Origin of the sequence: Celeribacter arenosi, assembly GCF_039539485.1 — a bacterium.
Lineage (GTDB): Bacteria > Pseudomonadota > Alphaproteobacteria > Rhodobacterales > Rhodobacteraceae > Celeribacter > Celeribacter arenosi.
In genome coordinates, this window is the sequence record NZ_BAABDF010000003.1 from 529,205 (window position 1) to 549,780 (window position 20,576).

At 57.5% G+C, this 20,576-nt stretch carries 23 protein-coding genes; 18 read left to right on the forward strand and 5 right to left on the reverse strand.

What is annotated here, in order from left to right; all coding sequences use genetic code 11:
* Positions 1-8: 8 nt before the first annotated feature.
* The 9 genes from ABD815_RS04800 (at position 9) to ABD815_RS04840 (ending at position 7,125) form a co-directional block, all read left to right on the forward strand.
* Positions 9-2,126, forward strand: coding sequence for a RelA/SpoT family protein (locus tag ABD815_RS04800; RefSeq protein ID WP_344844153.1), 2,118 nt, complete (start codon positions 9-11; stop codon positions 2,124-2,126).
* A gap of 19 nt (positions 2,127-2,145) precedes the next feature.
* Positions 2,146-2,793 (forward strand): DUF2062 domain-containing protein, encoded by a 648-nt coding sequence (locus tag ABD815_RS04805; RefSeq protein ID WP_344844156.1) that lies wholly within the window; start codon positions 2,146-2,148, stop codon positions 2,791-2,793.
* Positions 2,794-2,896: 103 nt separating this feature from the next.
* Positions 2,897-3,637, forward strand: a complete 741-nt coding sequence (locus tag ABD815_RS04810) for a pyridoxine 5'-phosphate synthase (protein WP_344844159.1) — start codon at positions 2,897-2,899, stop codon at positions 3,635-3,637.
* Positions 3,634-3,942, forward strand: a complete 309-nt coding sequence (locus tag ABD815_RS04815; RefSeq protein ID WP_344844162.1) for a Dabb family protein — start codon at positions 3,634-3,636, stop codon at positions 3,940-3,942. Before ABD815_RS04810 ends, ABD815_RS04815 begins: the two co-directional genes overlap by 4 nt.
* Positions 3,939-4,343, forward strand: coding sequence for a holo-ACP synthase (gene acpS, locus ABD815_RS04820; RefSeq protein ID WP_344844164.1), 405 nt, complete (start codon positions 3,939-3,941; stop codon positions 4,341-4,343). The genes ABD815_RS04815 and acpS overlap by 4 nt, the downstream gene beginning before the upstream one ends.
* 95 nt (positions 4,344-4,438) lie before the next feature.
* A complete protein-coding gene (gene lepB, locus ABD815_RS04825; RefSeq protein ID WP_344844166.1) occupies positions 4,439-5,212 on the forward strand; it encodes a signal peptidase I in 774 nt (257 codons plus the stop codon).
* Positions 5,209-5,895 carry a ribonuclease III gene (gene rnc, locus ABD815_RS04830; RefSeq protein WP_344844168.1) on the forward strand — a complete coding sequence of 229 codons (687 nt, stop codon included), beginning with the start codon at positions 5,209-5,211 and terminating at the stop codon, positions 5,893-5,895. The genes lepB and rnc overlap by 4 nt, the downstream gene beginning before the upstream one ends.
* Positions 5,892-6,800: a GTPase Era gene (gene era, locus ABD815_RS04835; protein WP_344844170.1), complete on the forward strand. Its 909-nt coding sequence runs from the start codon at positions 5,892-5,894 to the stop codon at positions 6,798-6,800. Before rnc ends, era begins: the two co-directional genes overlap by 4 nt.
* Positions 6,790-7,125, forward strand: a complete 336-nt coding sequence (locus ABD815_RS04840; RefSeq protein WP_344844172.1) for a DUF1491 family protein — start codon at positions 6,790-6,792, stop codon at positions 7,123-7,125. The genes era and ABD815_RS04840 overlap by 11 nt, the downstream gene beginning before the upstream one ends.
* Here the strand turns inward: ABD815_RS04840 and ABD815_RS04845 are convergent.
* On the reverse strand, positions 7,064-7,720 hold the full coding sequence (locus tag ABD815_RS04845) for a Pr6Pr family membrane protein (RefSeq protein WP_344844175.1): 657 nt from the start codon (positions 7,718-7,720) through the stop codon (positions 7,064-7,066). The two genes, ABD815_RS04840 and ABD815_RS04845, sit on opposite strands and share 62 nt — an antisense overlap.
* An 85-nt stretch (positions 7,721-7,805) precedes the next feature.
* Here ABD815_RS04845 and recO point away from each other — a divergent pair, with 85 nt between their 5' ends.
* On the forward strand, positions 7,806-8,534 hold the full coding sequence (recO, locus tag ABD815_RS04850) for a DNA repair protein RecO (protein WP_344844178.1): 729 nt from the start codon (positions 7,806-7,808) through the stop codon (positions 8,532-8,534).
* On the opposite strand, the gene ABD815_RS04855 is transcribed toward recO, so the two are convergent.
* Together ABD815_RS04855 and ABD815_RS04860 are read right to left on the reverse strand one after the other, a co-directional pair.
* Positions 8,519-9,526, reverse strand: coding sequence for an NAD-dependent epimerase/dehydratase family protein (locus tag ABD815_RS04855; RefSeq protein ID WP_344844181.1), 1,008 nt, complete (start codon positions 9,524-9,526; stop codon positions 8,519-8,521). The genes recO and ABD815_RS04855 overlap by 16 nt on opposite strands.
* Before the next feature lie 61 nt (positions 9,527-9,587).
* On the reverse strand, positions 9,588-11,261 hold the full coding sequence (locus ABD815_RS04860; protein WP_344844184.1) for an acyl-CoA dehydrogenase family protein: 1,674 nt from the start codon (positions 11,259-11,261) through the stop codon (positions 9,588-9,590).
* Positions 11,262-11,409: 148 nt separating this feature from the next.
* Here ABD815_RS04860 and ABD815_RS04865 point away from each other — a divergent pair, with 148 nt between their 5' ends.
* Positions 11,410-12,183: a sulfite exporter TauE/SafE family protein gene (locus tag ABD815_RS04865; RefSeq protein ID WP_344844186.1), complete on the forward strand. Its 774-nt coding sequence runs from the start codon at positions 11,410-11,412 to the stop codon at positions 12,181-12,183.
* Between the two features lie 69 nt (positions 12,184-12,252).
* On the opposite strand, the gene ABD815_RS04870 is transcribed toward ABD815_RS04865, so the two are convergent.
* Entirely contained in the window at positions 12,253-13,851 is a 1,599-nt protein-coding gene (locus ABD815_RS04870; protein WP_344844189.1) for a phosphoenolpyruvate carboxykinase, read from the reverse strand.
* A gap of 368 nt (positions 13,852-14,219) precedes the next feature.
* Between ABD815_RS04870 and ABD815_RS04875 the strand changes: the two genes are divergently transcribed.
* Genes ABD815_RS04875 through ABD815_RS04905 form a run of 7 tightly spaced genes read left to right on the forward strand, consistent with a single transcriptional unit; the run spans position 14,220 to position 19,585 of the window.
* Positions 14,220-14,921 carry a response regulator transcription factor gene (locus ABD815_RS04875; RefSeq protein ID WP_344844194.1) on the forward strand — a complete coding sequence of 234 codons (702 nt, stop codon included), beginning with the start codon at positions 14,220-14,222 and terminating at the stop codon, positions 14,919-14,921.
* Positions 14,921-16,639, forward strand: a complete 1,719-nt coding sequence (locus ABD815_RS04880; RefSeq protein ID WP_344844198.1) for a sensor histidine kinase — start codon at positions 14,921-14,923, stop codon at positions 16,637-16,639. Before ABD815_RS04875 ends, ABD815_RS04880 begins: the two co-directional genes overlap by 1 nt.
* A 20-nt stretch (positions 16,640-16,659) precedes the next feature.
* Positions 16,660-17,103: an HPr kinase/phosphorylase gene (locus ABD815_RS04885; RefSeq protein ID WP_344844203.1), complete on the forward strand. Its 444-nt coding sequence runs from the start codon at positions 16,660-16,662 to the stop codon at positions 17,101-17,103.
* Entirely contained in the window at positions 17,100-18,011 is a 912-nt protein-coding gene (gene rapZ / locus ABD815_RS04890; protein WP_344844207.1) for an RNase adapter RapZ, read from the forward strand. The genes ABD815_RS04885 and rapZ overlap by 4 nt, the downstream gene beginning before the upstream one ends.
* Positions 18,008-18,397, forward strand: coding sequence for a PTS sugar transporter subunit IIA (locus ABD815_RS04895; protein WP_344844211.1), 390 nt, complete (start codon positions 18,008-18,010; stop codon positions 18,395-18,397). The genes rapZ and ABD815_RS04895 overlap by 4 nt, the downstream gene beginning before the upstream one ends.
* A 23-nt stretch (positions 18,398-18,420) precedes the next feature.
* Positions 18,421-18,696, forward strand: a complete 276-nt coding sequence (locus ABD815_RS04900) for an HPr family phosphocarrier protein (protein ID WP_344844213.1) — start codon at positions 18,421-18,423, stop codon at positions 18,694-18,696.
* Position 18,697: 1 nt separating this feature from the next.
* Positions 18,698-19,585: a lysophospholipid acyltransferase family protein gene (locus tag ABD815_RS04905; RefSeq protein ID WP_344844215.1), complete on the forward strand. Its 888-nt coding sequence runs from the start codon at positions 18,698-18,700 to the stop codon at positions 19,583-19,585.
* Positions 19,586-19,602: 17 nt separating this feature from the next.
* Here the strand turns inward: ABD815_RS04905 and ABD815_RS04910 are convergent, their stop codons facing one another.
* Complete coding sequence (locus ABD815_RS04910; RefSeq protein ID WP_344844217.1) at positions 19,603-20,478, reverse strand: 3-hydroxybutyryl-CoA dehydrogenase; 876 nt, start codon at positions 20,476-20,478, stop codon at positions 19,603-19,605.
* Between the last annotated feature and the right edge of the window lie 98 nt (positions 20,479-20,576).

Consider the following 20,576-nt stretch of genomic DNA (forward strand, 5'->3'; position numbering starts at 1 on the left):
GGACTGAGATGATCGACGTCGAAGACCTGATCGCGCTGGTCCGCAACTACAACCCCAAAACCAATGCCGATCTCATTCGTGAAGCCTATGCTTACGGAATGGAGATGCATGAAGGGCAGTTCCGGCATTCGGGCGAGCCCTATTTTTCGCATCCCGTTGCGGTCGCGGCCATTCTGACCGAGCAGGCGCTCGACGATGCCACCATCATCACCGCTCTGCTCCACGACACGATCGAAGACACGAAATCCACCTATTCCGAGGTCGCGCGCCGTTTTGGCGAAGAGGTCGCGGAACTGGTCGATGGCGTCACCAAGCTGACGAACCTGCAACTGTCCTCCACCGAGACAAAGCAGGCCGAAAACTTCCGCAAACTGTTCATGGCGATGTCAAAGGATCTTCGGGTGATCCTCGTGAAGCTCGCCGACCGGTTGCACAACATGCGCACGATCAAATCCATGCGCGCGGAAAAGCAGCTGCAAAAAGCGCGTGAGACGATGGATATCTTCGCCCCACTTGCAGGCCGCATGGGTATGCAATGGATGCGCGAAGAGCTTGAGGATCTCAGCTTTCGGGTGATCAATCCCGAAGCGCGCAACTCGATTATCCGCCGGTTCATCACGTTGCAGCGCGAGACCGGCGATGTGATCCACAAAATCACCAACGACATTCGCGCCGAGCTTGAAAAAGGCGAAATCGAAGCGGATGTGTTCGGCCGCGCGAAAAAGCCCTATTCGATCTGGCGCAAGATGGAAGAGAAGCAGCAGAGTTTCTCGCGCCTCTCCGACATCTACGGGTTCCGCGTCATCACACGCACCGAGGCCGATTGTTATCGTGTGCTCGGCGTGATCCACCAACGCTGGCGTGCGGTGCCGACGCGGTTCAAGGACTATATCAGCCAGCCGAAATCGAACGGCTACCGGTCAATCCATACAACGGTGTCCGGTCGTGACGGCAAACGCGTCGAGGTGCAAATCCGCACCCGCCAGATGCACGAAGTCGCCGAAAGCGGGGTGGCCGCGCATTGGTCCTATCGTGACGGTGTTCGCGCGCAAAACCCGTTCGCGGTCGACCCTGCAAAATGGCTCGCCCAGCTGACGGAGCGGTTCGAGAACGCCGATGACCACAGCGAGTTTCTCGAGCATGTGAAGCTCGAAATGTATGCCGACCAAGTGTTTTGCTTCTCGCCCAAGGGCGACGTTGTGAAGCTGCCGAAAGGCGCGACACCGTTGGATTATGCCTATGCGATCCACACGCGGATCGGCGATAGCTGCGTGGGCGCAAAGGTGGACGGTATTCGGGTGCCGCTCTGGACGCGGCTCAAAAACGGACAGTCGGTCGAAATTCTGACCGCCGAAGGCCAGCGCCCACAGGGCACGTGGCTCGATATCGTGGTCACGGGACGTGCAAAGGCGGCCATCCGTAAATCCCTGCGCGAAGAGGACCGTGAGCGGTTTGAAAAGCTCGGTCGCGAACTGGCCCGTGTTGCATTTGAACATGTCGGCAAAAAAGCCACCGAGAAGGTTCTGAAAACCGCCGCCAAGCAGATGAGTTTGGCCAGTCCCGAAGAACTCCTCGCGCGTCTTGGGTCGGCCGAACTGACCGCATCGGAACTGGTGAAAGCGGTCTACCCCGAGCTCGTGCGGGAAAGTGGTGAGGTTGAAGCACCCCGTGCGGTTTTGGGCCTTTCCGACGGGGCAAGTTATACACGCGCGCGGTGCTGTCAGGCAGTGCCGGGCGAAAGAATTGTCGGGATCGCCTACCGTGGCAAAGGCGTGATTGTTCACGCGATTGATTGCCCCGCTTTGGCTGAATTGGACGCCGACACCGACCGTTGGTTGGACCTGCAATGGCACTCCGGTCCACATGCGCCGGTGCATACAGTGTGCCTTGAGGTTACCATTGCCAATGACGCAGGCGTGCTCGGACGTATTTGCACATTGATCGGCGAACAGAAGGCGAATATCTCCGACCTGAACTTTATTGATCGCAAACCAGATTTTTACCGTGTGATTATAGATGTAGATCTACGTGATGTGGAACATCTGCACGCGGTGATGTTGGCTCTCGAAGCGGAAAGTGACGTGGCGCGGGTGAGACGGTATCGCGACCTCGAAAGACGGCCCTAACCAGCGCGGAGCTCAGCGAGTGGTTTTCAAAAGACGCGACAAGCTTTCGGGATGGACCTTGTTCATCCGTAGCATCTGGCCGAAGGGCGGTTGGTCGCGGGCTGCCACCTATATGAAGCACCGCCTGAACCGCCTACCCGATACCCCCCATAAAATCGCGCGCGGTGTTTTCGCGGGTGCCTTCGCCGCCTTCACGCCCTTCTTCGGGCTGCATTTTCTGGTCGCATTTCTGGTTGCCAAGCTGGTGCGCGGGAATGTCCTTGCGGCTCTTTTGGGGACGTTTATCGGCAATCCATTGACCTATGTGCCCATCGGCGTGATCGCCATGAAGATGGGGCACTTCATTCTAGGGTCCCGCTTTGATCGTGAACACGAACGCTCCTTTGTGGGCAAATTCTTGGATGCGGGTGACGACCTGTGGCGCAATCTGGTGGCGCTATTTACCGATCAGGATGCAAACTGGGATGGGCTGTTGAGGTTCACCCATGAAGTTTTCATGCCCTATCTCGTGGGCGGCATTTTCCCGGGAATCGTGGCGGGGCTTGCGTGCTATTACATCTCGTTGCCGATGATTTCCGCCTATCAGCACCGGCGCATTGGTCGTTTCAAAAGGAAATCGGAAGAGCGGCGCAGGAAAGCCGCGGCCAAAAACCGACAAAACCCATGATCGCAGGCATCACGGATTGTCGGTTTCCTTTCGCGCTGACCTGACTATCCTCGCCCGCGCAAACAGCAACGGCGAAAAGCCCGACCGCCAAGGATGAGAGACGATGGAAAAGCTGCGCCTGGGAATGAATATCGATCACGTGGCCACGGTACGAAATGCACGTGGTTCCGCCTATCCCGACCCGATCAGGGCGGCAAAACTGGCCGAAGAGGCGGGTGCCGATGGTATTACTGCGCATTTGCGTGAGGACCGTCGCCATATCACCGATGCCGACATCGAGGCGCTGGTTGACGCGCTTTCCGTTCCGCTCAACTTCGAAATGGCGGCAACAGACGAGATGCAGGCGATTGCTCTGCGCCACAAACCCCATGCCGTTTGCCTCGTGCCCGAGAAGCGTGAAGAGCGCACGACGGAGGGCGGTCTGGAGGTCGCGCGCGAAGAGAACAAGTTGGCCCATTTTATTGCGCCGCTTCGCGAGGCAGGGTGTCGGGTGTCGATTTTCATAGCCGCGGATCAAAGGCAAATCGAAGCGGCACACCGGATCGGTGCGGCCGTGGTCGAACTGCACACCGGCGCCTATTGTGACCACCATTACGACGGGGATTTCGAGGCGCGTGACGCCGAATTGGTGCGGCTCGCCGAGATGGCGCAATTTGCACATAGCCTCGGGTTGGAAGTCCACGCAGGCCACGGGTTGACCTACGAAACGGTTCAGCCGATCGCAGCATTGCCCCAGATTGTCGAACTCAACATCGGTCACTTTCTGATCGGGGAGTCGATTTTCCGTGGTCTGGGTCCGGCCATCGGGGAAATGCGGCGGCTCATGGATGAGGCGCGCGGATGATCCTGCACACTGTATTATGCGCCTTGCGTGCCGATTACGATGCGGGTGAGTTGGCGTCGATTATGGCGGGTCTCGAAGCATTGGACATTGCAGGGTTCGACCGGTTTTCGCATGGCCCCAATATCGATCTAGAGGGAAAATCTCCCCTCTATCCATTCGGGTTCCAATGCCAGTTTACTGATCGCGCAGCCTTGGAGGCCTATGGCGCCAATCCTGATCACCATGCGTTGGGCGCGCGACTTGTGGCGCTGTGCGCAAATGGCGCAGACGGCATTTTTGTGTCGGACCTTGAGGTAAGTGCATGATCCTCGGTATCGGCAGTGATCTGGCTAATATTGATCGTATTCAAGGGACCATTGATCGTTTTGGCGACCGGTTCAAAAACCGTGTCTTCACCGAGACCGAACAGAAAAAGGCAGAGAGCCGCAAAGACGTTGCGGGCACCTATGCCAAACGATGGGCGGCCAAGGAGGCCTGCTCAAAGGCGCTCGGGACCGGTCTCGCCATGGGTATTTCGTGGAAGGATATGGCGGTCACAAATTTGCGCACCGGCCAGCCGGTGATGGAAGTGACAGGATGGGCGCGTGATCGCCTCGCCGAAATGACCCCGCCAGACCATGACGCGATCATCCACGTGACGCTCACGGACGATCATCCATGGGCACAGGCCTTTGTTGTGATCGAGGCGCGACGGCGCGAGGCGTGATTGCGGCATGGGGGCGTTGCTCTTGACTCGTGCCGCCGTGCCCATCATGTAGCCGGAGACCCGAGAAAAGCTAAACTATAGGACGATGCGCACAGATGAGCAGCTACAAAGACAGTATGACCGAGACGATCAAGACAATCGTCTACGCGCTCCTCATTGCCGGCGTTTTCCGCAGTCTCTTTTTCCAGCCGTTTTTCATCCCCTCGGCGTCGATGAAAGACACGCTGCTGATCGGTGATTTCCTGTTCGTGAACAAAATGGCCTATGGCTATTCGCGGTACTCCTGCCCGTTCGGGATGTGCCCGATTTCGGGTCGGATTCTCGATAAATCGCCTGAGCGCGGTGATATTGTTGTCTTTATGCATCCTGTTGAAAAGCGCGCCTTCGTGAAGCGCCTTATCGGCCTTCCCGGTGATAAGGTGCAGATGAAGGATGGCGTCCTGTTCATCAACGGCGAAGAGGCGAAACAGACGCCGGATGGTCTGTTCACCGAGACATATGAGCGCCAAGGCGCCGCGGGCAATCTGCCACGCTGTGCGAATGCGGCCCCCGGTTTGGGCGGTGAATGTGTAAAAGAAAAGCTCGTCGAAACGCTCCCGGGCGGGACCGAGCATTCCATTTTGAACATCGGCACCATCAGCATGGATGACACGCCGGTCTATACGGTTCCCGAGAAGAGCTATTTCTTCATGGGTGACAACCGTGACAACTCTACAGACAGCCGTTTTGCCCAGCCCTATGGTGTTGGCTACGTACCCGAAGAGTTCTTGCTCGGTCGTGTGGATCGGGTGATCTTCTCCTCTGCAGGCAGCCGCATCGTGTACTTCTGGACATGGCGCAAAGATCGATTCTTCAAGGCACTCCAGTGAAGCTATCCCGCGAACTCGCAGATTTCGAAGACCGACTCGGGCACCAATTTAAAACGCCTGACCTACTCGTTCGCGCGCTGACACATAGTTCTATCTCGTCGAAGACCCGCCCTGATAACCAGCGGCTGGAGTTTTTGGGCGACCGTGTGTTGGGCCTGGTCATGGCCGAAGCACTGTTCGAGGCCGACAGGCAGGCCTCCGAGGGGCAGCTCGCGCCGCGATTCAATGCGCTTGTGCGCAAAGAAGCCTGCGCCGAGGTTGCGCGCCAAATCGATATCGGTGTTGTCCTGAAACTGGGTCGTTCCGAAATGATGTCGGGCGGACGCCGCAAAGAGGCGCTTTTGGCGGATGCGATGGAGGCGGTGATTGCCGCTGTCTATCAGGATGCCGGTTTCGAGGCCGCAAAAGTCGTGGTTAAGACGCTGTGGGGCGACCGTGTGGAGCGGGTCGATGAAGACAGTCGCGATTCCAAAACGGCGCTTCAGGAATGGGCGCAGGCGCGTGGGCAAAAGCCACCTACCTATACAGAAATCGCGCGGTCGGGTCCCGATCATGCGCCGATCTTTACAATTGAAGTGATGCTATCGAGTGGCGAAACCGCGACTGCCGAAGCGCCTTCGAAACGACAAGCCGAACAGACGGCAGCGAAAGACCTGCTCTCAACATTGGAGACTTCCAAATGACCACCCGTGCCGGTTTCGTTGCCCTCATCGGAGAGCCCAATGCGGGTAAATCCACGCTGCTGAACCGGATGGTCGGCGCGAAGGTTTCGATTGTGACCCATAAGGTGCAGACCACGCGGGCGCGCATTCGTGGCGTCGCGATCGAAGGCGATGCCCAGATTGTTTTTGTCGACACGCCCGGCATCTTCAAACCCAAACGCCGTCTTGATCGGGCCATGGTTACGGCCGCTTGGGGAGGGGCCGCGGACGCGGATGTTGTGGTCCTTTTGGTCGAGGCGCATCGTGGCGTGACCGAAGGGGTTGAAGCAATTCTCGCCGCGCTCGACGAGCATTCGAACCCGAAGCAGAAAATCGCGCTCGCGATCAACAAGATCGACATGGTGGATGTGGAGAAGCTTCTCGGCATCACCAAGGAACTCAATGAACGCCGCGATTTCGCGGAGACCTTTATGATCTCCGCCGAAAAGGGTCGTGGCGTCGAGGATCTGCGTAAATGGTTGGCCAAGGAGCTACCCGAGGGCCCGTGGCTCTATCCCGAAGACCAGATCGCCGATCTGCCGATGCGCATGATTGCTGCCGAAATCACGCGTGAGAAATTGACGCTCAACCTGCATCAGGAGCTGCCGTACCAGTTGACCGTGGAAACGGAAAAATGGGAGGAGCGCGATGATGGCTCCGCGCGCGTCGACCAGATCGTCTACGTATCGCGCGACGGTCACAAAGGCATCATTCTGGGCAAGCGTGGCGAGACCATCAAACGTATCTCGCGGGCCTCGCGCGAAGAGCTTTCGGAGTTTCTCGGCCGCAAGATCCACCTGTTCCTGCAGGTGAAGGTGCGTCCGAACTGGTTGGAAGAGGCTGAGCGCTACGGCGAAATGGGGCTTGATTTCAAGGATGGCAACTAGGCTTGCCACCCATGTGTGGGTCGGTGCCTATCTGACCCGTCTGCGTCTGGCCGACATTCCCGTTTTTGTCGTTCGAAAAGGGGACGAAACTGCCGGCGCGGTGATCATCAAACTCAATACGCTGGACGGGCAAGCGCGGGCGTTTCAACGCGAGTTCAATTTTGAAAACGACCGGCGTGACTGGGTCATCCTGAAAGAGGGCGCAGAGCGGGACGTAGATGCGGCCCTATCGCGGCAAGCCGGATTTGATCCGGATTTGTGGATCATAGAGGTCGAAGATCGTCAGGGACGTAGTCTTCTCGACGAACCGGGGCTGTCCGACTAATCACCCGTCCGATGGCAACGACCAACACGCCCGCGACATAGAAGGCGATGAGGAATTTCATCACCCATGCCATCAGGCCACCCCACCCGAGTTCGGCTAGATTGACGAAGAAATACGGGTAGAACCCTGTCAGGGCCCCGCGTGTCACTGCGTAAATGACGTAGACCAGCGGCCAGAGCAGCCAGACCGCCGCATGGCGCCACCTCAGTTCCGATTTTGGCGCACAGATCGTCCACCACAATGCCAGCAAAAGCGGATTGATGGTGTGGAAGAGCGTGTCGGACACCCATGACAGCCCGCGTTGCGGTTCGTCATTCCCGAGCAGCAGGTGGAAAACCGCCATCACGATCAACATCCACAGAGTTAGGGCCGCCAACCAACTGTCGCCTAGGAACCGCCCCGTGGAGCTCATGCGTGCGAACAGGACCATGACGAGAACATTGGTCCAGAGGGTGAAGTATTTGAGTTGATGCCACAGAATTCCGATTGGGCCACCGTGCTCTCCCGAGATTGCGTGCTTTGCGAAAGAGGCCGCAAAAGCGATGGCGCCAAGGAGGCTGATGAGGGCTGCGAAGGCCAAAGCTAAACGAGACATTTTCATAGGTCAGGAGGCTAGGCGGGTTTTGCGTTGCAGCGCAATCCGCTTGCGCGTGGTGTGACGCAACGACAGAGTAAAGCCCATGGAGTGGCGTGATCAGGGTACAGTTTTGGCCGTGCGCAAGCATGGTGAGACCTCGGTGATCGTCGAGGTCTTCACACAGACCCATGGACGCCACGCAGGTGTTGTGCGCGGCGGCATTTCGCGAAAGATGACGCCCCACCTGCAGCCCGGTGGCCAGATCTCGGTGACTTGGCGCGCGCGGTTGGAGGACCACATCGGCAGTTTCACGGTCGAACCCCTCAAAAGCCGCGCCGCGCAGGTGATGAGTGATCCGCTCGCGCTGTCGGCGCTCGGCTCTATCACCGCGCTGCTCGTCACGACGCTGCCCGAACGCGAAGATCACGGCTATCTCTATGCCGAAACGGAGCGTTTGCTGGACGCTCTTGGAACCTCCCCCGACTGGCCGCTGAGCTATCTCCATTGGGAGGTGTCGCTGTTGGAGGAGTTGGGGTTCGGGCTCGACCTGTCCGCCTGCGCCGTCACGGGTAGCCCCGATGATCTGGCCTATGTGTCACCCAAAAGCGGTCGCGCTGTGAGCCGTAAAGGGGCAGGGGAATGGGCGGACAGGCTACTGCCATTGCCCCAGTGTCTACTGGGTCAATCGTCGGTGGACTACGTAGAAATCCGGCAGGGCCTCGGCACGACGGGGCATTTCATCGCCCGCATTACTGCCGAGCTATTTGACAAACCCCTTCCGCAGGCGCGCGAGCGATTTCTTGATCGAATGGCGCGTCAGGCGCGGCCCTGACTGTCCAGGAACCAAGCGGTGCGCAGTATCGCTTCGCGAGCGGGGACAAAGGTGACGCCCAGATCGCGCGTGGCCGCAGCGTTGGTCAGTGACATTTTCAACCCGATCATATTCTTCACGACGGCCAGTTGTTTGTCGAACAGCGCGAAAACGGAAACCAACCATTTGGGCGCGATGCGCTGTGCGATTTTGCGGTCGGGGAAGCTATCAGCCAAATGTGCGGCCATGTCGGGCATGGATAAAAAGCCATCTGCGCAAATGTATCTGTTCCCGATGCTGGCGGGATTGTTGAGCGCGCCCAAGTGACAGGCGGAGACGTCTTCGACGTCAACGACCGGCAACATAAAATCGGGCACCATCGGGTCTTTTCCGGACAGAATGCGTTTGATGATCGAAACCGAGGACCCCATCGTATTGTCCATGGGAATGCCGCACACCAATCCGGGGTTGATAACGGTGATTTCCATTTCCGGATGTTTTTCGGCAAACGCCCAGGCTGCTTTTTCCGCGAAGATTTTTGAACGGGTATAGGCCACAGCGGTGGCTGCGGACGGATCGGACCAATCGGAATCGCTCAGCGGAGAGGATTTGACCCCGTGCATGATGGCCTCCATCGAGGAGGTGATAATGACACGTGTGACGCCCGCAGCCTGTGCAGCTTTCAAAACCCTCTCGGTGCCTTCGACCGCCGGTTTGATGACAATGCTTTCGTCCTTCGGGTTTTCGAGGGGGAAAGGCGAGGCGGTATGCATTACTGCATCAACGCCTGCCATTGCTGCGTCCCAACCGGCGTCAGACGTGAGATCGGCCTGCACAAATGTGAGCCTGTCGAGAGCCTCGTCAGGCAGGTCACCCATAGCGGCGCGTACTTCGTCGCCACGGTTCAGTGAACGTAGCGTACCGCGAACGCTGTCTCCCTGCGTCAGGAGGTCATAGGCGATCCGTTTCGCGATAAATCCCGAGACGCCGGTAAGCAGAATGGTGCGAGGCATGCGTAAATCCTAAATCTAAACCAATTCGTTTAGATTTAGGCGTTATGCGCCCGCAATCAAGTCACGAAAGCAGGCGACGTGCGATCACTTGGGCCTGAATTTCACCTGCACCCTCGAAGATGTTCAGAATGCGTGCATCGCACAGAATACGCGAGATCTGATATTCGAGAGCGAAACCGTTGCCCCCGTGGATTTGTAGCGCGTTATCGGCAGCCGCCCACGCCACGCGGGCGCCCAGAAGCTTGGCCATGCCGGCCTCTACGTCGCAGCGGTGTCCGTGGTCTTTTTCCCACGCAGAGAAATAGGTCAATTGACGCGCAATCATGATTTCGACCGCCATCATGGCGAGTTTGCCGGACACGCGCGGGAACTCGATGAGCGATTTGCCGAACTGTTTGCGGTCTTCGGCGTATTGCATGCCGATTTCGAGGGCGTTCTGCGCCACGCCGATGGCACGGGCGGCGGTTTGGATGCGCGCACTCTCGAATGTTTCCATGAGCTGTTTAAAGCCCTTGCCTTCCTCACCGCCGAGCAGGTTGTCGGCCTTGACCGCGAAACCGTCGAAAGCGAGTTCGTATTCCTTCATACCGCGATAGCCAAGCACCTCGATTTCGCCACCCGTCATGCCGTCTGTCGGGAACGGGTTTGCCACATCGCCAGGCGTTTTTTCGGCGATGAACATCGACAGGCCACGGTAGTCCGAGGTGTCGGGGTTGGTGCGGGCAAGCAGGGTCATGACGTTGGCGCGCGCGGCGTGGGTGATCCACGTTTTGTTGCCGGTTACCGAATAGGTTTCGCCATCTTTCACCGCGCGCGTGCGCAATGAGCCGAGATCGGAGCCGGTATTGGGTTCGGTGAATACGGCCGTTGGCAGGACTTCTGCGGAAGAGATTTTGGGCAGCCACTCTGCCTTTTGAGCGTCGGTGCCGCCCGTCAGGATAAGTTCTGCGGCAATCTCCGAACGGGTGCCGAGCGAGCCGACGCCGATGTAGCCACGCGATAGCTCCTCTGAAACCACAACCATGGCCGCCTTGGGAAAACCAAAGCCACCGAATTCTTCGGGAATCGTCAGGCCAAAGACGCCCATTTCGGCGAGCTCTTCGATGACGGACATCGGAATCAATTCGTCTTTGAGATGCCATTCGTGGGCAAAAGGGACGACCTTGTCGTCTGCGTAGCGGCGGAATTGGTCGCGCACCATTTCCAACTCGTCGTCCAGACCCGTCGCGCCAAATGTCGCATGGCCGTGGTTGTCGCGCATGAGGGCCACCAAACGCGTGCGCGCGGCGGTCGAATTGCCTTCGAGAATGAGTTTGACCACTTCGGGGTCGTTGGGTTGCACCAGGCCGAGACCGAGATCCGACAGGCGCACAATCTCACCCTGGTTCATCGGGATGCCGCCGTGAATCTGGCTCAGGTATTCGCCAAAACCGATCTGGAGGATGAGTTTTTCCATCTCGCCGAGCGCGCCCTCGCCGTCGAGTGCCACGGCCCATTTCTGCATCTGGCGCAGGCTTTCCACATAGGTCGCCAACCAGGCCAGTCCGTGCGCGGCCAACTGGTTTTCTTCGACCTTGGCACTGCTGATCCGGTCACCGTCGAGAAACTGGTCGCGCAGGGCGTCGCGTGCGCGTTCCAGAAGTGCCTCCATCGGCGCGACGGAGGCGGCCGTCAGAGTCAGCAAATCTGGGAGCAGAGCATTTGGGGCGGTTGCGTCGTGGGTATCAAGGGCCATGGGAATCTCTTTCGTCTCGGACTCGGGCCTGTCTAATCCTTTCGCAGTTGCAGCGCAATTATATTTTCCAAAAAAGCCACTGTGCGCATAAAAATGTCGTGCGGCATTTTGTGTGTCTCCTCTTCGCGCGACGCTTTATAGCACCTCTATGATCTTTGATGCCCTATTCGCCCTGATGAGCCCGTCAGCGTTTGTTTTCGCCCTAGCCCTCACGGCGATGGCCGGTTTCGTCAAAGGCGCGACAGGGTTTGCCATGCCCATGATCATGATCTCGGGCCTTGGTTCCTTCCTTCCGCCCGACGTCGCGCTTGCTGGGCTTATCGTGCCAACAATGCTCACGAACCTGTGGCAGAGTTTTCGCGGCGGGATGGGCGAGGCCGTTGGCGCGGCGCGGGACTATCGCCTGTATATTGCGGCGCTCTTGGTCGTGATCGTGCTGTCAGCCCAACTCGTGACCATTCTGCCCGATAGCGCGGTTTTCCTTTCGCTTGGTATCGCTGTGATCGCGCTCTCCGCGCTTCTGATGCGTGGATTCACATTCTACGTGCCACGCGAAAAGCGCGGGCCCTATGACATCGGGATCGGCGCATTATCCGGTCTCATCGGCGGCATCTCAGGAATTTGGGGGCCGCTGACAATTGCCTATCTCACGGCGACGGATACGCCAAAAAAGACCCAGATCCGCGTGACAGGTGTGATCTTTGCCTCCGGCGCTATCGTGTTGTTCCTCGCCCACCTCAGATCCGGCGTTCTCAATGCCGCCACACTGCCACTTTCCGCAGCACTGGTCCTGCCTGCCCTGTTGGGGATGGGGGCGGGGCAGCTCGTTCAAGACAGGTTGGACCAAGTGAGGTTTCGTCGGGTGACATTGGTCGTGCTGATGATTGCGGGGCTGAACCTGTTGCGCCGCGGGTTGTTTTAGGATCTCCCGCCCGCGCAAAGAAAAAGGCGCGCCGTAGCACGCCTTTCCTATTGTCTCTTTGGCCGTTGATCAGCCGATAGCCGCAGCTTTCACATCGTCATCAATGTATTCGAGATACTGTGTGAAGTTCTCGGAGAACATATTGACGAGTTTTTCCGCCTGAGCATCGTAGGCTTCTTTGTCGTGCCATGTGCGGCGTGGCTCGAGCAGGAGATCGGGCACGCCGGGAACGTGGACAGGAACGTCAAAGCCGAAGTTGTCGTCTTTGCGGTACTCGACATTCGCCAGAGAGCCGTCGAGGGCAGCGTGCAACAGGTTGCGTGTCGCCTTGATCGGCATCCGCGACCCTGTGCCATAAGCGCCACCGGTCCAGCCCGTGTTCACCAGCCAGCAGGTTGCGCCATGTGTGGCAATTTTTTCCTGCAGGAGTTTTCCGTAGGCTTCCGGACGGCGCGGCATAAAGGGCGCGCCAAAGCAGGTCGAGAATGTCGGCTGTGGCTCGGTAATGCCGCGTTCGGTGCCCGCGACTTTGGACGTGAAGCCCGACAGGAAGTGATACATCGCCTGCGCCGGTGTGAGTCGTGCGATTGGAGGCAACACGCCAAAGGCATCACAGGTTAGCATGATGATATTCTTCGGGTGCCCGCCAAGCGCGGTCTCGGACGCGTTGGAGATGTAGTGCAGCGGATAAGCACACCGCATGTTCGGAGTGAGCGAGTCATCTTCGAAGTCGAGATCTTTGGTATGCGGGTCGAAAACCATGTTTTCGATCACGGTGCCGAACTTTGATGTCGTTGCGTAGATTTCCGGCTCTGCCTCTGGCGAAAGGGAAATAGTTTTTGCGTAGCAGCCGCCTTCGAAGTTGAAGGTGCCGCGTTCGGACCATCCATGTTCGTCATCGCCGATGAGAACGCGGCTCGGGTCAGCCGACAGAGTCGTTTTGCCGGTGCCGGAGAGGCCAAAGAAGACCGCCGTGTCGACCGGATTGCCCGGCGCATGGTTGGCAGAACAGTGCATCGCCATGACGCCTTTGCCCGGCAGGATGTAGTTCAGGAGGGTAAACACGCCCTTCTTGTTTTCGCCCGCATACTCGGTGCCGCCGACAAGAATGATCTTCTTGGCGAAGTTGAGTGCGATAACGGTCTCACTACGGCAGCCGTGTTTTTCGGGGTCGGCTTTGAACGTCGGGCAGTTGATGACCGTAAAATCAGGCACGAAGTCGTCGAGTTCTTTGAGGGCCGGACGGCGCATCATCGTGCGGATGAACAGGTTATGCCATGCAAGTTCCTGAACGAAGCGCACATCAAGGCGGTGTGCCGCATCCGCGCCGCCATAAAGGTCCTGCACGAAGTAGTCGCCGCCCTTCATGTGCTCAAGCATATCTGCGTAAAGCACATCGAAGCTCGCCGGATCCATGGGTTTGTTGTTTTCCCACCAGATGGTGTCTTCGACGTCAGGTGTGCGGACGACGAATTTGTCCAATGGCGAACGGCCGGTATGTTTGCCGGTGGAAACATAAATCGAGCCGCCTTTGCCCAGAGTCCCCTCGCCGCGTTTGAGCGACTCTTCGATGAGGGCAGGCTCCAGATAGTTGTAATAGACGTTGCCGAGGCCTTTGATGCCTTGGTCTTCCAAAGTGAAAGCCGGGTTCACGCGTCCGGTTGTCATGGTGCAAGCTCCCCGCCGCGTCTCTACGGCGTCTTATGATCTGTCATCCGCGAAGGGCCTTTCGCGACCCCGGCTTCGTGCCAAGGCAAGGACGTCATAGCATGGCGATTCACGGCGTAAACAGGACACAGGTCAAAGTTAGCGCAACCAATTTCGTGTTAGCGAAAACATGCACACAGGTATGTGCTGGCAGCATTTGCGGCCTCTCGGGCAATAATGTGAGACAAATTAGCCATTCCTTGCGATTTTTCAGATGAGATCACTCACAGGTCACGCACTGATTCGCGGTTTCGCTTGATTTGAAGCAGGGAAAACGGGAAGGTTAACGCAAAAAAACGAAGCAAATGAGCAGTTAAAGGAACTCGAACATGTCTAGGATCGCTTTGGTCGATGACGACAGGAATATTCTGACATCCGTTTCTATGACCCTTGAAGCCGAAGGGTTCGAGGTCGAAACCTACAATGATGGTCAGTCCGCGTTAGATGCATTCAATAAAAAACTGCCCGATATGGCGGTCTTTGACATCAAGATGCCGCGCATGGACGGAATGGACCTCTTGCAGCGCGTTCGACAGAAAACGAACATGCCGGTGATCTTTCTCACGTCGAAAGATGACGAGATTGATGAGGTCCTCGGCCTGCGGATGGGTGCGGATGACTACGTAAAGAAACCGTTCTCGCAGCGTCTTCTCGTTGAACGTATCCGCGCCCTTCTGCGTCGCCAGGAAGCGATCGAGGGCGCCGAGGTTGGCGATACCGAAGAAACCAAAGTCATGATGCGCGGCGAATTGGAAATGGATCCTCTGCGCCATGCGGTGAAATGGAAGGGCCGGGACGTCACCCTGACGGTTACGGAGTTCCTGTTGCTTCAGGCGCTGGCGCAGCGGCCCGGATTTGTTAAGTCGCGCGACCAGTTGATGGATGTCGCCTACGACGATCAGGTCTATGTCGATGACCGCACGATCGATAGCCACATTAAGCGGCTGCGCAAGAAAATGCGTTCTGTGGACGATGACTTCACCGCGATCGAAACGCTTTACGGTATCGGTTACCGGTACAACGAGGAATAATGTCCCTCTTTTCGCGCCTCGATTCAGATATAAAACGCCCCGAAGACGCCGATGTGGTCCTCGGGGATGATTGGGTTGCCCCGCAGATTTCCGATGCGGACCTGCGGGCCAAACGCGAACGGCGTCGCTTTATCGCGGTCAACCGTTCGCCCTTGGCGCAGAAAATCATAACGTTCAATTTGGTCGCGATCATCTTGATGGTTGCGGGCATCCTTTACCTCAACCCGTTTCGTGACAGTCTCGTGTCTCAGCGGGAATCGGCAATGGTCACCGAAGCCGTATTGATCGCCGATATGGTCGCGATCTCTGCAGGTAGCGATGGCGTTATCGACATTAACGACACAGAGGGTGATGCACGCTCGATTGCAAACATCATGTCTACGCCGTTGCGCGAACACGTCTTTATTTATGACGATTCCGGAAATCTGATCGCTTCCACGGAAGATCTGCCGCGCCTTCAGCCCGTCAATATCGAAGGCCAAAAGGTAGATGGCCGCTCTACAGTGATTTCCGACTTCCTGAACAAGATTTGGTCTTTCTTTTCGTTCGATTCCAATGGTGACGAACGCAAAGATCACGGTGGCGGCGCATTGGTCGGGGCCCTGGTCCCCGCAACGCTTTCGAACAAGATTCACGTTGAAACCGGCACCGATGAGAACGGGTCCATCCAATTCGCGGTCGCGGCACCTGTCACTTCCGTGGACGGGCGGACGATTGGCGCCATCGGGATTGTGTCCGGTGAAGGCGAAATTGACGAACTGGTCCGCGTCGAGCGCGAACAAATTTTGCAGGTCTTCGTCATTGCCATTCTGGTATCGGTCGGCCTGTCGCTGGTTCTGGCTTCGACGATTGCCAACCCGCTCGCCGATCTCGCGGCCGCCGCAGAAGTGGGGCGCGATAAAAATAGCCGCAAGGTCGCACCAGGTCGTGTCCGCATTCCCGATTTGTCGGGGCGTCCTGATGAAATCGGCCGGCTATCCGGTGCGTTGAGGGGCATGGTATCCGCGCTCTATGACCGCATCGACGCCAATGAACAGTTCGCCGCAGACGTAGCGCATGAAATCAAGAACCCGCTGGCATCGCTTCGGTCCGCGGTCGGGTCTCTGCGGCTCGTGAAAAAAGAAGAGCATCGCACGAAACTGCTCGATGTCATTGAACACGACGTGCGCCGCCTTGATCGTCTCGTTTCCGACATCTCGAATGCCTCGCGTCTGGATAGTGAATTGGTCAAAGAGGAAGAAGAGGAGTTCAACCTTCTCAAGATGCTGACCAACCTGACCGAATTCCTGTCGCATGAAGCGCAGGAAAAGGGCATCGAATTTATCGCGGATATGCCGAGCGCCCCCATCGTGGTGTCAGGGCTAGAGGCGCGCCTCGCGCAGGTCTTCGTGAATCTCATCACCAACGCCATTTCGTTCTGTGAGGACGGAGATGCCATTCGCGTATGGGTGCGCATGCGCGACCGACGCGTTTTGGTGGTTGTTGAGGACACCGGTCCCGGTATTCCCGAGCAGGCACTCGCCAAGGTGTTCAAGCGGTTCTATTCGGAGCGCCCTGAAGGTCAGTTCGGTAACAACTCCGGGCTTGGTCTCGCGATTTCGAAGCAGATCGTGGAAGCCCATGGCGGGGTGATTTGGGCGGAAAACATTCGCCCAACGGATGCAGACATTACGTCCGACCCACTCGGCGCGAGGTTTGTGGTTGGCCTACCCTTGTGAGTGATGCGAGGCTGTCACCTGTGACAGAGACCGACGAATCCAAACAGATTATTCACGCAAGCTGCGTCGCATTGAATAGCGCCACAGGTCTGTTGATCTGCGGGCCGTCAGGGTCCGGAAAGTCCACTCTTGCGCTCTCAATGATGGCGCTGGGCGCATGTCTTGTTTCCGATGACCGTACGGTTGTGTCGCGTGATGCGGGCACAGATGTCTTGCGCGCCGAGGCCCCGGGCCCAATTCGCGGACAGATCGAGGCACGCGGCGTGGGCATTCTCGGTGGCGACCCCCTGCCATCCTGCCACATAAAAGCGGTGGTGGATTTGACACATGAGGAAACCGATCGCTTGCCTCCCATGCGCACTCACGTCCTAATCGGTGTAGAGATTCCAATGTTCCTGAACGTCGCGGGGCCGCACTTTCCCCCCGCGCTTATCCAATGGCTCAAAGGAGGCCGCGTCGCTTGAGCGCCGATACAACCGTACCCAAGCAGGGCCACAGGCTCGTACTCGTGACGGGTCCTTCCGGTGCTGGCCGGTCCACGGCCATCAACGTTCTGGAAGACATTGGTTATGAGGTCATCGACAACCTGCCATTGTCGATATTGCCACGCCTGCTTGAGGGGCCGGTTCTGGATCGCCCGCTCGCCTTGGGGCTCGATGTGCGAAACCGTGACTTCGGCGTTACCCGATTGATCACGTTGATTGATGGGTTGCGCGGCGACACAGAGCACCCCGCGGAGGTCCTCTATCTGGATTGCGATGCGGATGTTCTTGTCCGTCGCTATTCGGAAACGCGGCGCCGCCATCCGTTGGCGCCGGCAGAAAGTGCGGCAGAGGGGGTCATGCGCGAGCGTGATTTGCTCGTCCCGATCCGGTCAAGGGCGGACATCCTGATTGATACATCGCGTATGACGCCGCACCAGTTGCGGGCCGAAATCGAACGCTGGTTTGCCGAAGGGCATGATGCAGATATGGCGATTTCGTTGCAGTCGTTTTCCTACAAACGCGGTGTTCCCCACGGAGTCGATATGGTGATGGACGTCCGGTTCCTCGCCAATCCCTATTGGGAGGAGAGCCTGCGCGGCCTCAACGGTCAAAGCGAAGAGGTTCAGGAGTATGTGCGCAAAGACCCGCGATACGATGCGTTTTTCGCCAAAACGCTCGATTTGATTTTGATGCTATTGCCGGCCTACCGCGACGAGGGAAAGAAACATCTCGCGATTGCTTTCGGGTGTACCGGTGGGCAACACAGATCCGTCACCTTGGTTGAATTGTTTGCCAAAGCCCTTGCAGATCACGGGTGGCCGGTGTCAATAAGGCACAGAGAAATGGAACGCCGACAGGGCGACAACAAACTAGGGAATAGCGTGTGATCGGGATCGTGATCGTCGCACATGGCGGGCTGGCGCGGGAGTATCTCGCAGCGGTCGAGCATGTTGTCGGCAAACAACCCGGTGTAGAAGCGATTTCGATCGAGCCGGATCACGACCGTTCTCAGAAGCAGCAGGAAATCTGCGTGGCGGCTGACGACGTTGATACCGGCACCGGTGTCGTGGTGGTAACCGACATGTTCGGCGGATCCCCGTCCAATCTTTCGCTCCTCGCCTGTACGTCTGATGATCGCAAGATCATCTATGGTGCGAATTTGCCAATGTTGATCAAATTGGCGAAGTCCCGTCACAAAACGGTTCGCGAAGCCGTGGACTGCGCACTTGAGGCCGGGCGCAAATACATCGACAGTTTTGACGTGCAGGGCTAACGCACATATAGGGAGAGTGCGCTATGGCGACTGTGACACGCAAGCACGAGATCGTTAATGTCAAAGGGCTTCACGCCCGCGCTTCGGCAAAATTTGTCGAAACCGTCGAAGATTTTTCCGCCAAAGCAACGGTGGAAAAGGACGGACTGAGCACGACGGGCGACAGCATTATGGGGCTTTTGATGTTGGCAGCCTCAAAGGGAACCACTATTGACGTGACGACTGACGGTGCCGACGCAGTGGAGTTGGCGGACGCTCTCGAGTTACTGATCAAGGACAAGTTTGGCGAGGACATGTGACGTGACCGAAACCGGCCAGAAAGACGACGGCCTAATTTCGAAGCCGGGCGATAAGGAATTCGTTCGCTACGATGCAAGCCGTTTGTCCTACGCAGGTACGTTTTCGGACCCGACCAAAGTCATGATCATTCGCACCATCGAATGGGTGACCGGCAAACTCCTGCTATTGCGACGCATCCGACGGTTCGAGCGCCTCGGCGCCCCCATTGGCCAGCCCTTCTTTACCCAGACACTCGATGTGATGGGGATCAAGGTGACGACACCGGCCGAACAGGTGGCAAAGATTCCTGCAACCGGGCCGCTCGTCGTCGTAGCCAACCATCCCCACGGCCTCGTCGATGGGCTAGTGATGGCCGAACTGATTGGTCAGGTGCGCACGGATTACAAAATTCTGACGCGCTCGCTGCTGACCGGCATTACCGAGATTGATCCCTTCATGTTGCCCGTCCCCTTCCCGCATGAAGAGGACAGCCACCGCAAATCGATCCTGATGCGCAATGAGGCTATGGAGCAGCTTAAAGCAGGCGGCGTGATTATTCTGTTCCCGGCCGGTGCTGTGGCGTCGTCCCACACGTGGTTCGGGCAGGTGAAAGAAAAGCCGTGGAACCCGTTCACCGCGAAGATGATCCTGAAATCCGGGGCAACGGTGTTGCCGATCTATTTCCCGGGCCGGAACACCCGCCTGTACCAGATTGCTGACAAGATTTCCGCGACCTTCCGTCAGGGATTGTTGCTCCATGAAATCGCACGCGCTCTCGACACAGAACAATCACCCATCATCGGTGATCCGATACAAGGCGAGAGCCTGTCGGAATGGAAATCGAACCCGCGCGGGTTTATGGATTGGGCGCGCCAGCACGTTCTCGCGCTCGGCGGGCGGACTGACTAGGCGGTGACTGGAAGGCGTCAGCGCGTGGGAACGGGCGTTTCACCACGATAGTCGTAGAATCCACGATCCGTCTTGCGACCGAGCCATCCCGCCTCGACGTATTTCGTCAGCAGCGGACATGGGCGGTACTTTGTGTCTGCGAGGCCTTCGTGAAGAACATTCATGATCGCCAGACAGGTATCCAGTCCGATGAAATCGGCGAGCTCTAGTGGCCCCATCGGGTGGTTGGCGCCGAGTTTCATAGATTCATCAATTGAACGCACAGAACCGACGCCCTCATAGAGCGTGTAGACGGCTTCATTGATCATCGGCATGAGGATGCGATTAACGATAAAGGCAGGGAAATCTTCGGCGCTGGCCGCGGTTTTTCCGAGCTTTTCGACCACCGCGACGAGCGCGAGATAGGTCTCTTCGTCCGTCGCAATCCCACGGATCAACTCGACAAGCTGCATGATCGGAACGGGGTTCATAAAGTGGAAACCCATGAACTTTTCAGGCCGGTCCGTGCGCGAGGCGAGGCGCGTGATGGAAATCGATGACGTGTTCGAGGTTAGAATCGTTTCCGGTTTGAGATGCGGCAAGAGTTTCTCGAATATCGCGTTCTTGACGTCTTCGCGCTCGGTCGCGGCCTCGATCACGAGGTCGGTTTTGCCGAGCTCTTCGAGATTCATGGTCGTTTTGATACGCGCAATGGCGTCGTCCATCGCGGCCTGCGTGATTTTTTCGCGCGAAACCTGCCGGTCAAGATTGTGCGAAATGGTCGCCATCGCTTTGTCGAGAGAGTCCTGGGAAATGTCGTTCAGTAGGACATCAAAACCTGCAAGAGCAAAGACATGGGCGATCCCGTTGCCCATCTGACCGGCTCCGATGACACCGACTTTTTCAATTACCATTGCGATTCTCTCCAAGATCTTCGTTTCGTCAGTATGCGCCTGCAGCACAGCGGTTCAACGTCATAGGCCGACGCCGCCGATAGTTACAAGGCGTCGCG

Bases quoted from the DNA above. Each gene is read 5' to 3' on its own strand.
- lepB (WP_344844166.1), top strand. From the start codon at position 4,439: ATGAGCAGCTACAAAGACAGTATGACCGAGACGATCAAGACAATCGTC.
- ABD815_RS04910 (WP_344844217.1), bottom strand. From the start codon at position 20,478: ATGGTAATTGAAAAAGTCGGTGTCATCGGAGCCGGTCAGATGGGCAAC.
- ABD815_RS04840 (WP_344844172.1), top strand. From the start codon at position 6,790: ATGGCAACTAGGCTTGCCACCCATGTGTGGGTCGGTGCCTATCTGACC.
- ABD815_RS04865 (WP_344844186.1), top strand. From the start codon at position 11,410: ATGATCTTTGATGCCCTATTCGCCCTGATGAGCCCGTCAGCGTTTGTT.
- acpS (WP_344844164.1), top strand. From the start codon at position 3,939: ATGATCCTCGGTATCGGCAGTGATCTGGCTAATATTGATCGTATTCAA.
- recO (WP_344844178.1), top strand. From the start codon at position 7,806: ATGGAGTGGCGTGATCAGGGTACAGTTTTGGCCGTGCGCAAGCATGGT.
- era (WP_344844170.1), top strand. From the start codon at position 5,892: ATGACCACCCGTGCCGGTTTCGTTGCCCTCATCGGAGAGCCCAATGCG.
- ABD815_RS04800 (WP_344844153.1), top strand. From the start codon at position 9: ATGATCGACGTCGAAGACCTGATCGCGCTGGTCCGCAACTACAACCCC.
- ABD815_RS04845 (WP_344844175.1), bottom strand. From the start codon at position 7,720: ATGTCTCGTTTAGCTTTGGCCTTCGCAGCCCTCATCAGCCTCCTTGGC.
- ABD815_RS04860 (WP_344844184.1), bottom strand. From the start codon at position 11,261: ATGGCCCTTGATACCCACGACGCAACCGCCCCAAATGCTCTGCTCCCA.
- ABD815_RS04875 (WP_344844194.1), top strand. From the start codon at position 14,220: ATGTCTAGGATCGCTTTGGTCGATGACGACAGGAATATTCTGACATCC.
- ABD815_RS04815 (WP_344844162.1), top strand. From the start codon at position 3,634: ATGATCCTGCACACTGTATTATGCGCCTTGCGTGCCGATTACGATGCG.
- ABD815_RS04870 (WP_344844189.1), bottom strand. From the start codon at position 13,851: ATGACAACCGGACGCGTGAACCCGGCTTTCACTTTGGAAGACCAAGGC.
- ABD815_RS04855 (WP_344844181.1), bottom strand. From the start codon at position 9,526: ATGCCTCGCACCATTCTGCTTACCGGCGTCTCGGGATTTATCGCGAAA.
- ABD815_RS04810 (WP_344844159.1), top strand. From the start codon at position 2,897: ATGGAAAAGCTGCGCCTGGGAATGAATATCGATCACGTGGCCACGGTA.
- ABD815_RS04900 (WP_344844213.1), top strand. From the start codon at position 18,421: ATGGCGACTGTGACACGCAAGCACGAGATCGTTAATGTCAAAGGGCTT.
- ABD815_RS04880 (WP_344844198.1), top strand. From the start codon at position 14,921: ATGTCCCTCTTTTCGCGCCTCGATTCAGATATAAAACGCCCCGAAGAC.